Source organism: Flavobacterium sp. FlaQc-52, from assembly GCF_044007495.1.
In the GTDB taxonomy this organism is placed as follows: Bacteria; Bacteroidota; Bacteroidia; order Flavobacteriales; family Flavobacteriaceae; genus Flavobacterium; species Flavobacterium cupriresistens.
On the sequence record NZ_JBIPCV010000003.1, the window covers coordinates 460,027 to 478,607 of the forward strand.

The window sequence follows — 18,581 nt, forward strand, 5'->3', positions numbered from 1 at the left end:
GTATTGAAAATTATGAAGATATCTAAGCCTGTTTTTTTTGTATTTGTTTTGACCTTGATTAGTATTTCGAGTGTTATGGCTGAGGATGGTCCTCCTGAACCAAGGGCCAGGACCAGTAAGACAGCTGCAGGGCCTCCGCCTCCGCCGGATGGGCCTATTGATCAGAATTTAATAATTTTAGTTGTAGGTGCTTTGTTTCTGGGAGCACATACTGTATATAAAAATAGTTATAAAAGAAAAGCTTCAATGTAAATTGAAGCTTTTCTTTTATATAGCATGTTTTAGAGACTATTTGTTTATCGAATAAAGTCTTGAAATGTATTTTCCTACTACATCAAACTCCAAATTAATCTTTGTTCCGATTTTAAAGTTTTTAAAACTGGTGTTTTCGTAAGTGTACGGGATTATTGAGACACTAAACTCATTTGTTTTCGAATTTACAACAGTAAGACTTACTCCGTTTACGGTTATGGATCCCTTCTCGATAGTAATGTTGCTGAGGTTTTTATCATACTCGAAAGTGTAATTCCAGCTTCCGTTTGCTTCCTGTATGTTGGTGCAGGTTCCGGTTTGGTCTACGTGGCCTTGTACAATATGTCCGTCCAGACGATCTCCGAGTTTCATTCCTCTTTCCAAATTTACGATGTCGTTGGCTTTCCAATCACCTATATTGGTTTTTAGAATGGTTTCTTCGATTGCGGTTACCGTATAAAAGCTGTCTTTTATAGCGACAACAGTCAGACAGATGCCATTGTGGGAAACGCTTTGATCGATTTTTAATTCATTGGTGATAGAAGACTCAACGGTTACATGAAGGTTGTTTTGGTCTTTTTGTATTTCGTGAATTCTTCCTAGGGTTTCTATAATTCCTGTGAACATTGTTGTTTTATTTTACTAAATTTGCACATCAAAATTAGTAATAAATAAACTGAGCACATGAATAAAAAAGCAGAAAATATAATTGTTGGAATTTCAATAGGAGATTTAAACGGTATTGGAAGCGAAGTTATATTAAAAACATTCGAAGATTCTCGTATGTTGGAACTCTGTACGCCGGTTATTTTTGCTAATGCCAAAATACTTTCGTTTGTTAAAAAAAGTGTGACTTCTACCATTCAGTTTCATGGGATAGATAAATTAGACCAGGTGGTGACGGGAAAAGTGAATGTCTTTAATCTTTGGAGAGAAGGTGTAGATGTCAATTTTGGAACAAATGATGTAAAAATAGGGGAGTATGCTGTAAAATCTTTTGTTGCGGCTACAAAGGCACTAAAGGATGGATTGATTGATGTTTTGGTTACAGCTCCTATTAATAAATACAACATTCAGTCGGAAGAATTTAAATTTCCGGGACATACCGATTATTTAGAGCAAGAATTAGAAGGAAATGCCCTTATGATGATGGTTCAGGATAATCTGAGAGTTGGTTTGCTGACGGATCACGTACCGTTGAATGAGGTTTCGTCTCATTTGACAGAAGAATTGATCACTAGAAAAATAGAAACCATTAAAAAGTCCTTAATTCAGGATTTTAGTATTGTGAAGCCGAAAATTGCAGTTTTAGGGTTGAACCCTCATTGTGGTGATGGTGGAGTGATCGGGAAAGAAGATGATTTGATTTTAAAGCCTGTTTTGAAAAAAATATTCGATAAAGGAACTATGGTTTTTGGGCCATTTCCTGCAGATGGGTTTTTTGGAAGCAGTCAATATGAAAAATATGATGCTGTTGTGGCGACTTATCACGATCAGGGACTTATTCCTTTTAAAACGCTTTCGTTCGGTAAAGGGGTTAATTATACAGCAGGATTGAATAAGGTAAGAACCTCGCCGGACCACGGTACGGCTTATGATATTGCTGGAAAAGATGTTGCAGATTACAATTCATTTAAAGAGGCTGTTTACCTTGCGATTGATATTTTTCGCTCGCGTAATCAGCATGAGGAGATTACTCAAAAACCTCTTAAAATAAAAGAAAAACAGTTATAAACAAAAAAAGGTGAATAAGATTATTAGTTTTATAATAATTTTATATCTTTGCACCCCAATTCAGGTATCTGAGTTTTAGATACCGGTTGGATAAATTGATGTTGAAATGAGCAAAACAAAAGAATTTTTAATTCCTTTCGTAGGATTAAAATTAGGAAAACACCATTTTGAGTATCAAATAAGTAACGCGTTCTTTGAGAACTTTGATTACGACGAATTTCAAAGTTCGGATATCAAAGTGGCTTTAGTTTTAGATAAGAAAAGCAACATGATGGAGTTGGATTTCAAACACAAAGGAACGATAAATGTACCTTGTGATCTGACAAGCGAAGAATTTGATTTGCCTATAAAAGGGAAAATGAAATTAATTGTTCGCTTCGGAGATGAATTCAATAACGACAATGAAGAGTTGTTGATCTTGCCGCATGGAGAGCATGAAATAGATGTAGCACAATACATTTACGAGATGATTGCACTTTCGGTACCGCTAAAACGAGTTCATCCAGGAGTAAAAGACGGAAGTTTGCAAACCGAAGCTTTAACAAAACTGAATGAATTAACCGTAAAAGAACAAAAAGAAGAGAGTAAACAAGAAGAAGATATTGACCCGCGTTGGGACAAATTAAAGAAACTATTAACGGATAAATAATATAGTAAAATGGCACATCCTAAGAGAAAAATCTCGAAAACAAGAAGAGATAAGAGAAGAACACATTATAAAGCTACTGTAGCTCAGATCGCTACATGTCCTATCACTGGAGAGGCACATTTATACCACAGAGCTTACTGGCATGAAGGTAAAATGTATTACAGAGGGCAAGTTGTTATCGATAAATCTGTAGCGGTTGCTTAATACGTTTTTGTAAAAAATACTGGAACTCTCACATCGTGGGAGTTTTTTTTGTTGGTTATAATTTTCTTTTTTTAAGAAAATAGATACAAATTCGCTTTGTTTTTTTTTGTAATTTTCAAGTCTTTTAAAAATTTTTCAAATAGGAGTATTTGGAAGGAAATAATAGAATATAATGAATACAATCACAGCCGCAATTACCGCTGTTGGAGCTTATGTTCCTGACTTTGTACTTTCGAACAAAGTTTTAGAAACAATGGTTGATACCAATGACGAATGGATTACCACTCGTACCGGGATAAAAGAAAGAAGGATTCTTAAAGATGCTGACAAAGGAACATCGTTTCTTGCTATAAAAGCAGCACAGGATTTAATAGCGAAAGCAAATATTGATCCGTTAGAGATTGATATGGTTATAATGGCAACGGCAACAGCAGATATGCCAGTAGCTTCTACGGGAGTTTTTGTTGCCACAGAAATTGGAGCTACAAATGCTTTTGCATACGATTTGCAAGCAGCATGTTCAAGTTTTTTATACGGAATGTCTACGGCTGCAGCTTATATTCAGTCAGGACGGTATAAAAAAGTATTATTGATTGGTGCGGATAAAATGTCATCAATTGTAGATTATACAGATAGAGCGACTTGTATTATTTTTGGAGACGGCGCAGGAGCTGTTTTATTTGAGCCAAATTATGAAGGCTTAGGTTTACAAGACGAATATTTACGCAGTGATGGCGTAGGACGTGATTTTCTTAAGATCGCTGCCGGTGGTTCTCTGATTCCTACTACAGCAGAGACCGTACAAAACAAACTACACAATGTTTTTCAGGACGGGAAAACCGTTTTCAAATACGCAGTAACTAATATGGCTGATGCCAGCGAATTGATCTTAAAAAGAAACAATTTGACTAGAGAAGATGTAAGCTGGTTAGTAGCACATCAGGCAAACAAACGTATTATTGATGCGACAGCAAACAGAATGGAGCTTGAAGATTCTAAAGTATTAATGAATATCGAAAGATATGGTAATACAACTTCAGCAACTTTACCATTAGTGCTAAACGACTTTGAACACTTATTAAAAAAAGGAGATAATATTATTTTTGCCGCTTTTGGTGGTGGATTCACTTGGGGATCTATTTACCTAAAATGGGCTTACGATAAGAAATAAATTAAAACTAAAAACAAATCATTATGGATTTAAAAGAAATTCAAAACCTAATCAAATTTGTTGCAAATTCGGGAGTTGCAGAAGTTAAGTTGGAAATGGATGATGTGAAAATCACGATCAGAACAACTTTGGAAACAAATGTAACAGAAGCTACTTATGTGCAACAATTACCTGCTCAAACTGCATTGCCACAGGCAGTAGTTCCTCAGCAGACAGCTCCGGTTGTTGTAAATGTTAACACTGATACACCAGCTGCAACAGAAGATTCTAAGTATATCACTATAAAATCTCCAATTATTGGAACGTTTTATAGAAAACCATCTCCGGATAAAGCCGTTTTCACTGAAGTGGGAAGCACTATCGCTAAAGGTGATGTTCTTTGTGTAATTGAAGCAATGAAATTATTCAACGAAATCGAATCAGAAGTTTCAGGTAAAATTGTAAAAATTCTTGTTGACGATATGTCTCCTGTAGAATTTGACCAACCTTTATTTTTAGTTGATCCATCATAGTTTTTAAAAATTCCAATAGACAAATCACAAAATCCAATGAGTTGGAATTAGGAGATTGGAATTTGTAATTTTTAATATAAGTAAGATGTTTAAAAAAATATTAATTGCGAATAGAGGAGAAATTGCACTTCGTGTAATTCGTACATGTAAAGAGATGGGAATCAAAACTGTAGCGGTTTACTCTACAGCTGATGCAGAAAGTCTACATGTTAAGTTCGCTGACGAAGCGGTTTGTATAGGACCTCCTCCAAGTAACTTATCGTATTTGAAAATGTCAAATATTATTGCTGCTGCTGAGATTACCAATGCAGACGCAATACACCCGGGATACGGTTTTCTTTCTGAGAATGCTAAATTCTCTAAAATTTGCCAAGAGCACGGAATCAAATTTATTGGTGCCGCTCCTGAAATGATTGACAGAATGGGAGACAAAGCTTCTGCAAAAGCTACCATGAAAGAAGCAGGAGTACCTTGTGTTCCAGGTTCAGACGGATTGTTAGAATCTTTTGAACAAACACAGGAACTGGCTAAAGAATTTGGTTACCCGGTAATGCTTAAAGCTACTGCCGGTGGTGGTGGAAAAGGAATGCGTGCTGTTTGGAAAGAAGAAGACTTATTGAAAGCCTGGGAAAGCGCACGTCAGGAAGCTGCTGCTGCTTTTGGGAATGACGGAATGTACATGGAGAAACTTATTGAAGAACCACGTCATATCGAAATTCAGGTTGTAGGAGATTCTTATGGAAAAGCATGTCACCTTTCTGAAAGAGATTGCTCGGTACAACGTCGTCACCAAAAACTTACTGAAGAAACACCTTCCCCTTTCATGACAGACGAATTGCGTGCTGCTATGGGAGAAGCTGCTGTAAAAGCTGCTGAGTTTATTAAATACGAAGGAGCAGGAACAGTAGAATTTTTGGTTGACAAACACAGAAATTTCTATTTCATGGAAATGAATACCCGTATTCAGGTAGAGCACCCGATCACAGAACAAGTTATAGATTATGATTTGATTCGTGAGCAAATTATGGTGGCTGCAGGAATTCCAATTTCCGGAAAAAACTATTTACCACAATTACACGCTATAGAATGTCGTATTAATGCTGAAGATCCTTATAACGATTTTCGCCCTTCACCGGGAAAAATTACTACGCTTCATATGCCGGGAGGTCACGGTGTACGTTTAGATACACACGTTTACTCTGGTTATAGTATTCCACCTAATTACGATTCGATGATTGCCAAGTTAATTACAACAGCGCAATCTCGTGAAGAAGCAATAAGCAAGATGCGAAGAGCTTTGGATGAGTTCGTTATTGAAGGTGTGAAAACTACAATACCTTTCCACAGACAATTAATGGATGATCCAAGATATATTGCAGGAGATTATACCACTGCATTTATGGATACTTTCAAAATGAATCCAATCGAATAATTTTAAAGGCTATCAATTTTGATAGCCTTTTTTTGTTTCTATAGTTAGTTTATTTCTACTGTTTAAAAAAAACGCTCCGGTTTGCCGGTTTGGTTTTTCGCTAAGTAAACACTATTTGTGTATACTTTTTACACACTATTTCGTAATAGTATACAGTTTTGTTTGTTTTTGAGTTTTGTTGTATTTTGTTTAAAGCCTTTTAAAATAAGAGCTTAGGGCGTTTGATGGTTGGTTTTGTACTTACGGCATAATAATTTCATTATCCTAAAGCGTATAACAACTATTAAATAACTAAACATATACATTATGAAAAATTTATTTTTATCAGCCGCAATCGTTTTGGGAAGTTTAACTTCATTTGCCTCAACTACTCCAATTAGTAACACAACAGTAAAAACGATCTCAGTTCAGGATGACTATACAGAGATTAAATTGGAAGAACTTCCTACTGCTGTTACAGACGCTCTTAAAAAAGCATATCCAACTGCTGTACTTGCTAAAGCATTCAAAAATACAAATTCAGAGTACAAATTAGAAGTAACAGTTGGAGATAAAACGGGAAATCTTTTTGCTAACGCAGATGGAACCTGGATCAAAAAATAAGTATCTTGGTTTCTCTTAAAAAGCATTCAATAAACACTATTAAATATATACACACTATGAAAAATTTATTTCTATCAGCCGCAATCGTTTTGGGAACTTTGACTTCATTTGCTTCAACTTCTCCCATTTCTACTACAATCCTAAAAACAATCTCAGTTCAGGACGAATATACTGAAGTGAAGCTGGAGGAAGTACCAGTCGCGATTACCGATGCTCTTAAAAAAGCTTATCCGACTGCTGTACTTGCCAAGGCATTCAAAAATGCAAATTCAGAATATAAATTAGAAGTTACCGTTGGGGACAAAACCGGGAATCTTTTTGCTAATGCAGATGGAACCTGGATTAAAAAATAACCAAAGTAAACTTAAAAACTATATCTTATGAAAAAATTAATGATCACTGCGACAATCGTTTTAGGAACTTTGTCAATGCAGGCTGGAACCACTTTTATCAAAACCACAAAAGTCCAGTTAGAAACCACTCAGGAGGAGTATAAAGAAATAGATGCTGTTCCGGCAGCCATCAAAACAGCTTTAGATAATGCTTATCCGGGGGTGAAGCTTGAAAAAGCATACGTTAATGAAAAGAAAGAATATAAAATTGAGATCGTTGTAAGAGACGTAAAGTCAGTTGTGTACACCGATGCTCAAGGAAATATTCTAAAAAAATAATAACTAATTATTAAACAACCCAATAAAAAAATCATTATGAAAAATTTAGTAGTAGCAACAGCAATCGTTTTAGGAAGTTTAACTGTTAATGCAGCCACAACTCCATCATTAGAAAATGCAGTAAACCAATCCGTACTTATTCAAGATGAGTTTAAGGAAGTTAGTGCAGATGCAGTTCCGGCAGCAGTAAAATCAACAGTTGAAAAATCTTTTCCAGGTACTAAACTTGAAAAAGCGTATGTAAATGAGAAGAAAGAGTATAAGCTTGAAATCTCTAAAGGAGACAAAAAGTATATTATATTCTCTGATGCTGCGGGAAACATAGTTAAATAAGAAAAAATATGAAAAAGATCGTTTTAATAGCCGCAATCGTTTTAGGAAGCCTATCCATTTATGCCACTACAATTGTACATTCTGAAGAAGTGAAAACGGAAACAAGTTTCCAAACCGAATATACCGAAGTTGGTACAGATGCTGTTCCGGCAGCAGTAAAAACGGCATTGGAAACAGCGTACCCTGGGGCAAAATTGGTTAAAGCTTATGTAAACGAGAAAAAAGAGTACAAATTAGATATATCAGTTGGTGACCAAAAGGCTACTGTCTACTCAGATGTCAATGGCAACTGGTTGAAAATATAATTAGGTGAATTAGATTTATGTTTTTGGTAAAAAAGAGATTGTTGGATAACAATCTCTTTTTTTTGCAAAATTTTATGAAAAGACAAGTTTAATAGTATTATTTTAGCAAAAAAGTCACTAAAAAACAATGCCAAAGATATTACTAATAGAAGATGATATTTCATTCTGCAAATTATTGGAGAAGTTCTTGATAAAAAAAGAATATGAAGTAATCATTGCCTTTTCAGCTGCAGAAGCCCGAGTAGCAGTTAACAATCAATTATTCGATTTGATTTTAACGGATCTTCGATTACCGGATTCTGATGGCATTGTACTTATGACTGAATTTAAGGCTTCCAATCCCGAAATACCTGTGATCTTAATGACAGGATACTCCGATGTGAATACGGCTGTAAAAGCGATCAAAAATGGCGCTGCAGACTATATTTCGAAACCGTTTAATCCCGATGAAGTTTTGTTGGTTATTACAAACGCTTTGCAAACTCCGCAAGTTCAAGTTCCAACAAAAGAAAAGAAAGTTGTCAAAAAACAAACTGCCGCTACGGAGAACGAATTTGTACGAGGAATTTCTGTAGCTTCAAAAAAATTACTGGATCATATTCAATTGGTAAGCCCAACGGACATGTCTGTTTTAATTATTGGGGAAAGTGGTACAGGAAAAGAAATCATCGCCAAAAGCATTCACGAACAAAGCACCCGAAAAAGCAATAATTTCATTGCCGTTGATTGTGGTGCAATCCCAAAAGAATTGGCTGCAAGTGAGTTTTTCGGACATTTAAAAGGATCTTTTACCGGAGCAATCAGCGACAAAATGGGTTATTTTGAAGCGGCTAACGGTGGAACTCTTTTTTTAGATGAAATAGGAAATCTTTCGTACGAAAATCAGATACAGTTGCTAAGAGCACTTCAAGAACGAAAAATTAAACCCGTAGGAAGCAATAAAGAAATTAACGTTGATATCAGAATTATTACGGCCACCAATGAAGATTTGCGGGAAGCCGTTAAAAATGGTGATTTCCGTGAAGATTTATACCATAGAATTAATGAGTTTTCTATTCAGTCTCCTTCCTTGACAGACCGTGAAGAAGATTTAATGGTTTTTGCCGATTATTTTCTCGAGAAAGCCAATCAGCAATTAAACAAAGAGATTATTGGTTTTTCACCGGATGTGATCCGAATTTTTCAAAACTACAGCTGGCCCGGAAATTTACGTGAACTTCAAAATTGCGTAAAACGTGCCACATTATTGTCACGTGGTGATTATATTGAAAGTGAAGTTTTACCAACAGAATTTTTTCAAATCGAAAAACAGCAAAATTCTAAAGGAAATTTTTCATTGTCAGAAAACGAGAAAGAGGCCATTATTCACGCATTATCCAAAGCACAGAACAATAAATCAGAAGCGGCTAAACTGCTTAAGATTACCAGAAAAACACTTTACAATAAGCTAAAGCAATACAATATAGATTAAGCTATTTCTTGTTGCAGCGCAATAAAAAGCGTTTCGATTTGGGCTTTTAAACTGTTGAATATACTTTCTAAATCAGAATTTTTAAATTCATTCTTTTCTAAAGTTTTTAAAATACCGGCAATTTCATCAGATTCAATTTGTTTGAACATTGGTGCAATTCGGTGTGCAATAAGGTTTACTTCAGTGATGTCTTCTTCTGTTATTGCTTTGTTTAAGTAAGTCAAATTTTCTTTAGTACTTTCAATAAACGAGGTGATAACATCTTTCAAAGCATCAGCATCATTGCCTAAAAATTCTTTCAGGGTATCTAACGAATACAGAGATTCGTTGTTGGATAAAGCTTCAGTAGTTCCTATTTCACTATTGGGCAGCGGAATATCTTCCACAATATGATGTAGGGTTTCAAGCAGCATTTTTGGGGAATACGGTTTTTTGATAACAGTGGTGAATCCGGCCGCTGTGTAAACGGAGAAATCGAGATCTGTTCTTCCCGTCAGTGCAATTATAGGTTGGCTTTTGAATGTCGAAAGCGCACTGTTTTTTAATTTTTCAATAAACATAAAACCATCCATTTCCGGCATTTGAATATCGGTGATGATAAAGTCAAAATCAGTAGTAGCAATGGTTTCTAACGCTTTTACGGCTTCGTTAAAAGACAAAACATGATGATTTTCCTGCTTTAAGACGCCACTGGTTAAATTCAATAAATTGATATCGTCGTCAATAACAATAAAAGTCAGCTTTTTTGTATTGAGGTTAGCGGGCTGTTTCGGGGTTGTAGCCGTTGTGTTTTTAGTACTGTCAAATAATAAAGGGAGTTTGATTTCAAAAGTACTTCCTTCTCCAAAAGTACTTCTAAGGGTTAAGCTTCCTTGAAGAATGGTGACTATTTTTTGGCAGATAGACAGCCCTAAGCCGGTTCCGCCATATTGTTTTTCAATATTTTCATTGGCTTGTGCAAATTCTTCAAAAACCAATTGTTGGTTTCCTTTCTCAATTCCAATTCCGGTATCTTCAATGGTAATAACAAAAAAGTCGCTGTTGTCTGCAACATAAGCACTGATTTTGATAAAGCCTTTTTCTGTAAATTTATAAGCATTCCCGATTATATTGGTCAGGATTTGCTTTAAACGAAACGGATCGCCGACTATTTTGCTGCTCAGCTGATCGTCAACATTGATAATAAGATCGATGGTTTTGTTTTTATAAACGGTCTGAATATTTTTGGCAGCCTCTTCAATAAGTTCAGGTAAAAGGAACGGTACTTTCTCGATGCTGATTTTCCCCGCTTCAATTTGGGAAAAGTCCAATAAATCCTGAACGAGTTGCGAAATATACTCGGAGGAATTTTTAATGTTTTTAACGAAATAGGATTGTTTGGTTGTCACATCAGAATTGCCCAAAAGTTCCGTGTAGCCCACTATGGTGCTCAAAGGTGTTTTCAGGTCATGACTTACCGTTGAGATAAGTTGCTCACGGCTTTTTAGTAGGTTCTTGGTTTTGAAATTAGCAATCTCGAGCTGTTTTTTATACAATTGAGATTTGGAGTAATCGCTGACAATTAAAATAGAGAAAAACACCGTCAGTAATAAACCAATAATGGCAGATGCTGTTACGATATCATTGACTTTTTTAAGTGATTTTTCTTTTAAGGAGTTGTTCTTTATAGAGTTGATAATGATCTCCCGTTCAATGATACGAAGTACTTTTCTAAGTTGTTCCGAGATGGCAATTTCATTTTTTAGCAATTTGTTTTCTTCAAAATTCAGCGATTCTTTCTTTTTTTCTGCTTTTATTTTGACATTGCTCAGTAATTTTTTTGAATTGGCTAAGATGGAATCGGAGGCCTGTTTACTCAACGTATTGGTGCTGTCGTCGGGAATATTCTGATTGAGATAATCAACATATTTCTGAAGCACATTTCGCTGGTAATTCCCCAATTGATTGGGGCTTTTCGTAAAATCCTGAAGTTCCAGCTTACGGAGTTTGAATTCCATTTTGGTAATTTCGTCAATGGCGGTATTGACCGAAACTTCATCGTCGGCCTTGTTTTTTATGGCTTTTAGCTGTCGGATATTCTCTGTTTTTTCGGACAAAAAATAGGTAACACTGTCTAGTAAAGTTTTCTGATAGTCGGTAGTAACGATTTGTTTTAAGGTATCAATTCTTGCACGCAGGGAATCTGTTTCAATAATATAACTTTTAAAATCATTTTCAGAATTCGTCTGGATCGTTTTTCGGGCCAAACTTTCTGTTTTGTATACATTGGAGAAGAGTTTGCTGACTCTTAAAATCTTGGTTTTTTCAAAGCCTATTTTTTCTTCGAGTTTGTTATAAACTTTATTTTCAGAATATAGGAACCAACCAACCGTAACAACTAATCCCAGTAATGCAATATAACTGAAGAGTACTTTAATCGGCATGTAACTTTTTTTACTCTCCATAAATTAGGGTAACAGGAATTGCAAGGGTTTTTGTAAATGAAACAACTGCAATTTATTTAAAATTTTCTGATTTAGGATTATAAACCGCGAGGAAAATCTTGTATAATTATAATATGAGGCTTAAAAAAACCGCAGATTTTAAAGATGAAACAGGTTCGATCTAGAAAATCTACAGTTATTTTTTTTAAACACGAATTTCACGAATTGGCACGAATTGTTTTTTTTTGCCACGAATTAATTAGTGTAATTAGTGCAATTCGTGTTTGATTTTTTTGCCACAGATTAAAAAGATTCGCACAGATTATCTGATCGTTTTGGTTTTTTTGCCAAGAATATCTCCAATTGGCACGAATTAATTAGTGTAATTAGTGCAATTCGTGTTTAATTTTTTGCCACAGATTAAAAAGATTCGCACAGATTATCTGATCGTCTTGATTTTTTTGCCACGAATTTCACCAATCGGCACGAATTAATTAGTGTAATTAGTGCAATTCGTGTCTGTTTTTTTGCGTCGCAGATTATCCAATCATTTTAATCCTTTAATCTGTGGCAGTTTTTTCACCCAGCTTTAACAGATTTTTTCAAAAGCAATGTTGAAAAAAATCTGCTAAATCTGCGTGCTGTTTTATTTCGAAACAAACGCTTACAACGTTTCGTTTAACCATTTGAAAAACTCACCTTGCCAAACCTGAGCATTCTGAGGTTTTAAAACCCAGTGGTTTTCTTCAGGGAAATATACTAAACGGCTTTTAAGACCTCTTAATTGTGCCGCCTGAAAAGCTTCTTGTGATTGTCCGATTGGCACACGGAAATCTTTTCCTCCCTGAACAATCAAAATAGGTTTGTTCCAGTTTTGAACTAAGCTTGCAGGATTAAAAGTAGTATACGTTTTTTGGGCTACTGCATTGTCTTTTTCCCAATAAGCACCACCAAAATCCCAGTTGTTAAAGAAAACTTCTTCTGTTGTTCCAAACATACTTTGAGTATTGAAAACACCATCGTGAGCGATAAAAGTTTTGAAACGGTTTTTGTGAATTCCGGCTAAATAGAAAACAGAATAACCACCGTAACTAGCGCCAACGCAACCTAAACGAGATTTATCTACATAGCTTTCTTTAGAGACATCATCGATTGCAGATAAATAATCATCCATAACCTGTCCACCCCAGTCTTTACTGATTTGTTCGTTCCATTCTACTCCGTGTCCAGGCATTCCGCGACGGTTTGGAGCGACTACTACATAACCTTTAGCAGCCATTAAAGAGAAATTCCAACGGAACGAGTATGATTGTGTTAAGGCAGATTGTGGCCCTCCCTGACAGAATAATAGCGTTGGATATTTTTTTGTAGCATCAAAATTAGGAGGCAAAATTACCCATACCAACATTTTTTTACCGTCGGTAGTCGTAACATAACGTTTTTCTGTTTTGCTTAACGTTAGGGTGTTGTACGTTTCGGTATTTACATTTGATAATTGTTTCCAGGTTTTTTTCTTCAAATTGTAAGAAAAAATTTCAGCCGCATGATTCATGTCTGTTCTCGTTACGATAATTTCATCACCTGAAAATCCAACTAAATCACTTACATCAAAATCTCCATTTGTCAATTGACGAACCTGAATGGTTATTTTGGTTAAACCCGGAAAGTTTACTTCAAAAAGTTGTTTTGTTCCGTCTACCGGTGCTACAAAAAATACTTTTTTACCGTCTTTACTCCACATGAAATTATCTACAGTACCGTCCCAATTAGCAGTTAAGTTCGTTTTGATTCCTTTAAAATCAACAATAATGTCGTTTTTGTCCGCTTCATAACCATCACGTTTCATTTGCAACCAGGTTAGATTTCCGGTTGGAGAAAATTGCGGAGCAGTGTCATAACCTAAGTTACCTTCGGTTCTGTTGCTTGTTTTTTGAGTTTCTAAATTGTACTCATAAATATCGGTATTCGTAGAAATGGCATAAGCAGTTCCGGCTTTTTTCTTGCACACATACAAGATGCTTTTTCCGTCAGGAGACCAGATATAATCTTCGTTACCACCAAAAGGTTTTTGTGGACTGTCGAAAGCTTCTCCTTTAAGGATATCAATTCCTGCAGCTTCTTTGTTGTTATTTTTGTAGAAAACATGATTGAATTTTCCTTCGTTCCAAGTGTCCCAGTGACGGTAATCTAAACCATCGTAAATCTGAACATCAGATTTTTCTAAGTTCGGATAGAAATCTTTCCCTAAAACTTTATCGATTTTTACTTCTTCATTATAGACTAATAACGTTCCGTCAGGCGAAATGTTTTTGTCTGTCAACACCTCTTTGGTGTCTTTGATTTCAGTTGCATTCCCTCCATTTACCGATAAAATGTAAAATTTAGAATGCGATTTGTTTTCCTCTACAGAAGGAGTTGTTACTTTAAAAACAACATTTTTTTCGTCTTTCGAAAGGCCTAGTGGAGTCACTCGTCCTAATTTCCATAACAATTCCGGTGACATTACATTCTGTCCGATAGCGTTTAAACTCATCATTATTAAGGTTGTTACTACTACTTTTTTCATAATTGAAATTCTAATTTTTGTGGTGCCTAAAGTACGAATTTTAAATTCCAATCTTTTAAATTCCAAATTCCAATTTTTGTTAATATTTTTTGGGAAAAATGGGTTTAAATTTCAGTCTTCTGAAATTCCAATCTTCTGAAATTCCAGTCTTCTGAAATTCCAATCTTCTGAAATTCCAAATTCCAACCTTTTGTTGGTGACTTGGATAGATGAGGGGTGTCGCTCTTCGACTTCGCTCAGAGTGACACTCCTAGTTGGAATTTGGAATTTAAAAGATTGGAATTTATTTCTAGTATATTTCGTTGGTGATTAAAAAAAGGAAGTAAGCTCACTCTTCGACTTCGCTCAGAGTGACACCCCTCGTTGGAATTTGTAATTTCAGAAGATTGGAATTTACGTCTAGTATATTTCGTTGGTGATTTAAAAGAAGAAAGTCCGCTCTTCAACTTTACTCAGAACGACACCCCTCGTTGGAATTTGGAATTTAAAAGATTGGAATTTACGTCTAGTATATTTCGTTGGTGATTTAAAAGAAGAAAGCCCACTCTTCGACTTCACTCAGAGCGACACCCCACGTTGGAATTTGGAATTTAAAAAATTTGGAATTTATTTTTTAGCATAAAAAATTTCTATTTTTATACCTAAAAAATATTCACTCATGGAATTAAGTTATTGGGAGCTTAAAAATTGGTTTACAAATGTAGATTATACGATCGTTGGCAGCGGTATTGTAGGTTTGCATGCGGGGTTGCGCTTGCGCGAAAGATTTCCAACTGCAAAAATTCTGATTTTAGAAAAAGGAATGTTACCCCAGGGAGCAAGTACCAAGAATGCCGGTTTTGCTTGTTTCGGAAGTCTTTCTGAAATTATTGAGGATTTAAAAACACATTCCGAAGACGAGGTAGTACAACTTGTTCAAAAACGCTGGCAAGGTTTACAATTACTTCGAAAAAGATTGGGTGATACTGCTATCGATTTTAGACCGCATGGCGGTTATGAACTTTTTTTGAAAGAAGAGAACAATGGTTTTGAAGATTGTGTAAGTAAGTTGCCTTTTATAAATAGTATTTTAAAACCACTTTTTAAAGCAGATGTTTTTGGTAAAGAAGTGGATAGATTTGGATTCAAAAACATTGAAGACTATTTGATTTTTAATCCGTTTGAAGCTCAGATTGATACTGGGAACATGATGCAGGAGTTATTGAAACAAGCGATTGCAGCAGATATTCTGATTTTGAACCAGCAAACCGTAACATCTTATCTGGACAATGGAACTCAGGTTGAAGTAGCCTTGAATGATTTTAGTTTTAATTCAAAGAAAATACTTTTTGCGACCAATGGTTTTGCAAATGTCTTGACAAAAGGAGCTGTACAGCCGGCAAGAGCACAGGTTCTAATTACAGAACCCATTCCGAATTTAGATATTAAAGGTACTTTTCATCTCGATAGGGGGTATTATTACTTCAGGAATATCGGCGATCGGATTTTATTGGGCGGAGGCAGAAACCTGGATTTTGAAACAGAAAACACTACAGAATTTGGTCAAACCAAAATTGTTCAAAATAAATTGGAGGATTTACTTAAAAATGTAATTTTACCGAATCAGGAATTTCAGATTGCCCATCGTTGGAGTGGCATTATGGGAGTAGGGAACAGTAAAAATCCTGTGGTTACACAACTGTCTGAAAACGTGTTCTGTGGAGTGCGTTTGGGCGGAATGGGTGTAGCGATAGGTAGTTTAATAGGAACAGAATTAGCAGATTTAATATAATGGCAGTCAAAAAACCAGCACCAAAAACAACAACCGCAAGTAAACCTAAACCCAAAGCGCCTCCGAAGAAGTCGAAACGTTCTTTTGGTGAAAAAGTAAAATGGTTTTTCATTAAATTATTGCTTTGGTTCTTCGGGGTTTCAATTGCATCGGTGGTTTTATTCAAATACATACCGGTTCCTTTTACTCCGTTAATGGTGATTCGTGCTATTGAAAATAAAACAGGGGGCAAAGAAGTCTATTTTGATCATGATTGGGAGCCTATTGATAAGATTTCGATGAATTTACAAAAAGCAGTTATTGCGAGTGAAGACGGAACTTTTCTATCGCATAATGGTTTTGATTTTAAAGCACTTCAAAAAGCCTATAAAAGCAACGAACGTGGACGTAGAATTCGGGGGGGAAGTACAATTTCGCAGCAAACCGCCAAAAATGTTTTTTTATGGCAAGGGAAAAGTTATTTCCGAAAAGGTTTAGAAGCCTATTTTACTGTTTTAATCGAAGTAATATGGGGGAAGAAACGCATTATGGAGGTATACCTGAATAGTATCGAAATGGGTGATGGTGTTTATGGCGCATATGCTGCAACAGAACATTGGTACCGTCGTGATGCTTCTAGCTTAACACCAATGCAGGCTGCCGGAATTGCGGCCATTTTACCAAACCCCAGAAAATTTAAAGCAACAGGATCCTCCAGTTATATCAACAGACGTAAAGAAAGAATTGTTCGTGAAATGCGTGCGGTCGGAAAAATAAATTACGATGGGAAGTAAACAAGCCTTCGCAGGGCTTCTCGTATTGACATCGCTTTTTGTTTTTGGACAAGGAAAGACGAAAGAAATAGGACTTATCTCAGATAATGATTTATACACATCGTCTAAGAACGATATGTATTATACCAATGGGTTAGAGTTTTTCTATCGGTTTCTGTCGAAAAATGACAATGAAAAAATCAATAAGAAAATAACCGAATTTCGCGTCGGACAATACATTTACAATCCACGGTTTATAAATATAGAAGTGCGTAATAACAATAATCGTCCTTTTGCAGGGTATCTTTTTGCAGAAGCGGGTCGCAGCTTTTTTTACAATAGCGAATCCGTTTTGAAAACCGATTTTCAGTTGGGATTTGTGGGGCAGAATTCTCTTGGAAGAGAAATGCAGGAAGCTTTTCATCATGTGATTGGATACAAAAAAGTATACGGTTGGGAGAATCAGATTCACAATGCGTTGGCACTTCAGGCGCACGTAATGTATTCGAAGAAATTATTTCCAAGTCAACATAATGATTTTGCCGATCTTCATTTTCAATCCGAAGCCGATTTAGGGACTATTTTTACAGGGGTTTCTACTGGTTTTTTGACCCGAATTGGTTTTAAAAAATTGCTTCCGGTTTATGATTCAAATTTGCATGACGCTTCTGTGAGTACTAATCCGCAATATACGGTGCGGGAGTTTTACTTTTATGCCATACCAAGTGTCAGGTATCAGTTTTATGATGCTACAATCGAAGGAAGTTTGTTTAATAATGAAAGTCCTGTGACTTTTGACTTGGTTTCGCTTCGTTTCAATGCTGAGTTTGGTTTAAAATACCGTCATGACAATTTCAACTTGTCGTATTCTTTTATTTATCACGGAAGAGAATTAAACAGTCATGAGATTACCGGATCTTTTTATGGTTCGATTCGGTTTGCGTATTTATTAAAATAAAAAAGCCATAATCTGAGACTATGGCTTTCGGTATTTGCTTTATATATGAATGTCGTATTTTATAATTTCAGGGTACTAATTCAGAAATATTTAAAAATGATACTAGTTCAAAAAACAGATACTTTTCTTTTGATGAAGACGGAATACGATCCCCGTACTTCTATTATATTTTAATGTTATTTACAATTTTTATTCATTAGCCGATTCCTAGTAAAGAGTGCCGAATCATCAGGGATTAAACAAGAATTGACTCATTAAAATGCACACGATATTTTCTATGCCTCGCTAATTTTTTGCAAATGTACGAAGAGAAACTTTATTAAATTGTCAATATTGGATTAAAATTTTCTAATATTAGATAAATTTTTGCCAAAAAATAGTCGGCTCTTTATTGAATAGGTAATTTGGGAAGAAATGATCCCGTCTATTGTAATGAATTCACTGTAAAAATCAAATCGCAAGAAGGCGTTAAGTGTTTAAAACTAAGGTTAATTAGGTTTTTTATTGTTAAACTAACGCTTGTGAATTTAGGCTTAGGACAACTATATCGATTTCAAATAAGAATAGTAGTATTGAAATACAGCTCAAATTTTAAAACGTAAGAATGTACTTCTTTTTTTATAACTCATGTAAATTGTAAGCCCCATTAACACCGAAGAAATGATGCTGAGGTTTTACTATTTTTAGATAAGAACATCCAAAATCGAAAATAAAAACAGCTGCCGTCTAATGTGACGGCAGCTGTTTTTGTTTGGAAACGGAGCAAACTACTAA

The 18,581-nt window shown here is 35.4% G+C and carries 19 protein-coding genes; 16 read left to right on the forward strand and 3 right to left on the reverse strand.

Annotated elements, in window-relative coordinates; all coding sequences use genetic code 11:
* Positions 1 to 12 precede the first annotated feature (12 nt).
* Positions 13 to 252 (forward strand): hypothetical protein, encoded by a 240-nt coding sequence (locus tag ACHRV5_RS08505; protein ID WP_395426452.1) that lies wholly within the window; start codon positions 13 to 15, stop codon positions 250 to 252.
* Positions 253 to 288: 36 nt separating this feature from the next.
* Here ACHRV5_RS08505 and ACHRV5_RS08510 read toward each other — a convergent pair whose 3' ends face one another.
* Positions 289 to 879 (reverse strand): riboflavin synthase, encoded by a 591-nt coding sequence (locus ACHRV5_RS08510; protein ID WP_395426453.1) that lies wholly within the window; start codon positions 877 to 879, stop codon positions 289 to 291.
* A gap of 57 nt (positions 880 to 936) precedes the next feature.
* On the opposite strand from ACHRV5_RS08510, the gene pdxA reads away from it, so the two are divergent.
* From pdxA to ACHRV5_RS08570, 12 genes are all read left to right on the forward strand, one after another.
* On the forward strand, positions 937 to 1,986 hold the full coding sequence (pdxA, locus tag ACHRV5_RS08515; RefSeq protein WP_047776819.1) for a 4-hydroxythreonine-4-phosphate dehydrogenase PdxA: 1,050 nt from the start codon (positions 937 to 939) through the stop codon (positions 1,984 to 1,986).
* A 106-nt stretch (positions 1,987 to 2,092) separates the two neighbouring features.
* Complete coding sequence (locus ACHRV5_RS08520; RefSeq protein WP_047776821.1) at positions 2,093 to 2,635, forward strand: DUF177 domain-containing protein; 543 nt, start codon at positions 2,093 to 2,095, stop codon at positions 2,633 to 2,635.
* A gap of 9 nt (positions 2,636 to 2,644) precedes the next feature.
* The gene (gene rpmF / locus ACHRV5_RS08525; protein WP_007137315.1) at positions 2,645 to 2,839 is read left to right on the forward strand and encodes a 50S ribosomal protein L32; all 195 of its coding nucleotides are present in this window, start codon (positions 2,645 to 2,647) and stop codon (positions 2,837 to 2,839) included.
* 172 nt (positions 2,840 to 3,011) lie between these two features.
* Positions 3,012 to 4,010, forward strand: coding sequence for a beta-ketoacyl-ACP synthase III (locus ACHRV5_RS08530; protein WP_047776822.1), 999 nt, complete (start codon positions 3,012 to 3,014; stop codon positions 4,008 to 4,010).
* 23 nt (positions 4,011 to 4,033) lie between these two features.
* Positions 4,034 to 4,522 (forward strand): acetyl-CoA carboxylase biotin carboxyl carrier protein, encoded by a 489-nt coding sequence (gene accB, locus ACHRV5_RS08535; RefSeq protein WP_047776824.1) that lies wholly within the window; start codon positions 4,034 to 4,036, stop codon positions 4,520 to 4,522.
* Between the two features lie 85 nt (positions 4,523 to 4,607).
* The gene (accC, locus tag ACHRV5_RS08540) at positions 4,608 to 5,954 is read left to right on the forward strand and encodes an acetyl-CoA carboxylase biotin carboxylase subunit (RefSeq protein WP_047776826.1); all 1,347 of its coding nucleotides are present in this window, start codon (positions 4,608 to 4,610) and stop codon (positions 5,952 to 5,954) included.
* A gap of 306 nt (positions 5,955 to 6,260) precedes the next feature.
* The gene (locus tag ACHRV5_RS08545) at positions 6,261 to 6,557 is read left to right on the forward strand and encodes a hypothetical protein (protein ID WP_230003691.1); all 297 of its coding nucleotides are present in this window, start codon (positions 6,261 to 6,263) and stop codon (positions 6,555 to 6,557) included.
* Between the two features lie 56 nt (positions 6,558 to 6,613).
* Positions 6,614 to 6,910 (forward strand): hypothetical protein, encoded by a 297-nt coding sequence (locus ACHRV5_RS08550; protein ID WP_395426454.1) that lies wholly within the window; start codon positions 6,614 to 6,616, stop codon positions 6,908 to 6,910.
* Positions 6,911 to 6,937: 27 nt separating this feature from the next.
* Entirely contained in the window at positions 6,938 to 7,228 is a 291-nt protein-coding gene (locus ACHRV5_RS08555; protein ID WP_395426455.1) for a hypothetical protein, read from the forward strand.
* 36 nt (positions 7,229 to 7,264) lie between these two features.
* Positions 7,265 to 7,561, forward strand: coding sequence for a PepSY-like domain-containing protein (locus ACHRV5_RS08560; RefSeq protein WP_047776832.1), 297 nt, complete (start codon positions 7,265 to 7,267; stop codon positions 7,559 to 7,561).
* Positions 7,562 to 7,569: 8 nt separating this feature from the next.
* Positions 7,570 to 7,866: a hypothetical protein gene (locus ACHRV5_RS08565; RefSeq protein ID WP_047776834.1), complete on the forward strand. Its 297-nt coding sequence runs from the start codon at positions 7,570 to 7,572 to the stop codon at positions 7,864 to 7,866.
* Positions 7,867 to 7,993: 127 nt separating this feature from the next.
* Positions 7,994 to 9,337, forward strand: a complete 1,344-nt coding sequence (locus tag ACHRV5_RS08570) for a sigma-54 dependent transcriptional regulator (protein WP_230003689.1) — start codon at positions 7,994 to 7,996, stop codon at positions 9,335 to 9,337.
* Here ACHRV5_RS08570 and ACHRV5_RS08575 read toward each other — a convergent pair.
* Both ACHRV5_RS08575 and ACHRV5_RS08580 read right to left on the reverse strand, forming a co-directional pair.
* Positions 9,334 to 11,781 carry a hybrid sensor histidine kinase/response regulator gene (locus tag ACHRV5_RS08575; protein ID WP_395426456.1) on the reverse strand — a complete coding sequence of 816 codons (2,448 nt, stop codon included), beginning with the start codon at positions 11,779 to 11,781 and terminating at the stop codon, positions 9,334 to 9,336. The genes ACHRV5_RS08570 and ACHRV5_RS08575 overlap by 4 nt on opposite strands.
* Positions 11,782 to 12,424: 643 nt before the next feature.
* Positions 12,425 to 14,326 carry a S9 family peptidase gene (locus ACHRV5_RS08580; RefSeq protein ID WP_395426457.1) on the reverse strand — a complete coding sequence of 634 codons (1,902 nt, stop codon included), beginning with the start codon at positions 14,324 to 14,326 and terminating at the stop codon, positions 12,425 to 12,427.
* A gap of 658 nt (positions 14,327 to 14,984) precedes the next feature.
* On the opposite strand from ACHRV5_RS08580, the gene ACHRV5_RS08585 reads away from it, so the two are divergent.
* From ACHRV5_RS08585 to ACHRV5_RS08595, 3 genes are read left to right on the forward strand one after another with little or no spacing between them, the layout of a single operon-like run.
* Positions 14,985 to 16,097: an NAD(P)/FAD-dependent oxidoreductase gene (locus ACHRV5_RS08585; RefSeq protein ID WP_395426458.1), complete on the forward strand. Its 1,113-nt coding sequence runs from the start codon at positions 14,985 to 14,987 to the stop codon at positions 16,095 to 16,097.
* Positions 16,097 to 16,870, forward strand: coding sequence for a monofunctional biosynthetic peptidoglycan transglycosylase (gene mtgA / locus ACHRV5_RS08590; protein ID WP_395426459.1), 774 nt, complete (start codon positions 16,097 to 16,099; stop codon positions 16,868 to 16,870). The genes ACHRV5_RS08585 and mtgA overlap by 1 nt, the downstream gene beginning before the upstream one ends.
* Positions 16,860 to 17,807 (forward strand): lipid A deacylase LpxR family protein, encoded by a 948-nt coding sequence (locus tag ACHRV5_RS08595; protein ID WP_047778936.1) that lies wholly within the window; start codon positions 16,860 to 16,862, stop codon positions 17,805 to 17,807. Before mtgA ends, ACHRV5_RS08595 begins: the two co-directional genes overlap by 11 nt.
* Positions 17,808 to 18,581: the final 774 nt, after the last annotated feature.

Bases quoted from the DNA above. Each gene is read 5' to 3' on its own strand.
- ACHRV5_RS08505 (WP_395426452.1), top strand. From the start codon at position 13: ATGAAGATATCTAAGCCTGTTTTTTTTGTATTTGTTTTGACCTTGATT.
- ACHRV5_RS08510 (WP_395426453.1), bottom strand. From the start codon at position 879: ATGTTCACAGGAATTATAGAAACCCTAGGAAGAATTCACGAAATACAA.
- pdxA (WP_047776819.1), top strand. From the start codon at position 937: ATGAATAAAAAAGCAGAAAATATAATTGTTGGAATTTCAATAGGAGAT.
- ACHRV5_RS08520 (WP_047776821.1), top strand. From the start codon at position 2,093: ATGAGCAAAACAAAAGAATTTTTAATTCCTTTCGTAGGATTAAAATTA.
- rpmF (WP_007137315.1), top strand. From the start codon at position 2,645: ATGGCACATCCTAAGAGAAAAATCTCGAAAACAAGAAGAGATAAGAGA.
- ACHRV5_RS08530 (WP_047776822.1), top strand. From the start codon at position 3,012: ATGAATACAATCACAGCCGCAATTACCGCTGTTGGAGCTTATGTTCCT.
- accB (WP_047776824.1), top strand. From the start codon at position 4,034: ATGGATTTAAAAGAAATTCAAAACCTAATCAAATTTGTTGCAAATTCG.
- accC (WP_047776826.1), top strand. From the start codon at position 4,608: ATGTTTAAAAAAATATTAATTGCGAATAGAGGAGAAATTGCACTTCGT.
- ACHRV5_RS08545 (WP_230003691.1), top strand. From the start codon at position 6,261: ATGAAAAATTTATTTTTATCAGCCGCAATCGTTTTGGGAAGTTTAACT.
- ACHRV5_RS08550 (WP_395426454.1), top strand. From the start codon at position 6,614: ATGAAAAATTTATTTCTATCAGCCGCAATCGTTTTGGGAACTTTGACT.
- ACHRV5_RS08555 (WP_395426455.1), top strand. From the start codon at position 6,938: ATGAAAAAATTAATGATCACTGCGACAATCGTTTTAGGAACTTTGTCA.
- ACHRV5_RS08560 (WP_047776832.1), top strand. From the start codon at position 7,265: ATGAAAAATTTAGTAGTAGCAACAGCAATCGTTTTAGGAAGTTTAACT.
- ACHRV5_RS08565 (WP_047776834.1), top strand. From the start codon at position 7,570: ATGAAAAAGATCGTTTTAATAGCCGCAATCGTTTTAGGAAGCCTATCC.
- ACHRV5_RS08570 (WP_230003689.1), top strand. From the start codon at position 7,994: ATGCCAAAGATATTACTAATAGAAGATGATATTTCATTCTGCAAATTA.
- ACHRV5_RS08575 (WP_395426456.1), bottom strand. From the start codon at position 11,781: ATGGAGAGTAAAAAAAGTTACATGCCGATTAAAGTACTCTTCAGTTAT.
- ACHRV5_RS08580 (WP_395426457.1), bottom strand. From the start codon at position 14,326: ATGAAAAAAGTAGTAGTAACAACCTTAATAATGATGAGTTTAAACGCT.
- ACHRV5_RS08585 (WP_395426458.1), top strand. From the start codon at position 14,985: ATGGAATTAAGTTATTGGGAGCTTAAAAATTGGTTTACAAATGTAGAT.
- mtgA (WP_395426459.1), top strand. From the start codon at position 16,097: ATGGCAGTCAAAAAACCAGCACCAAAAACAACAACCGCAAGTAAACCT.
- ACHRV5_RS08595 (WP_047778936.1), top strand. From the start codon at position 16,860: ATGGGAAGTAAACAAGCCTTCGCAGGGCTTCTCGTATTGACATCGCTT.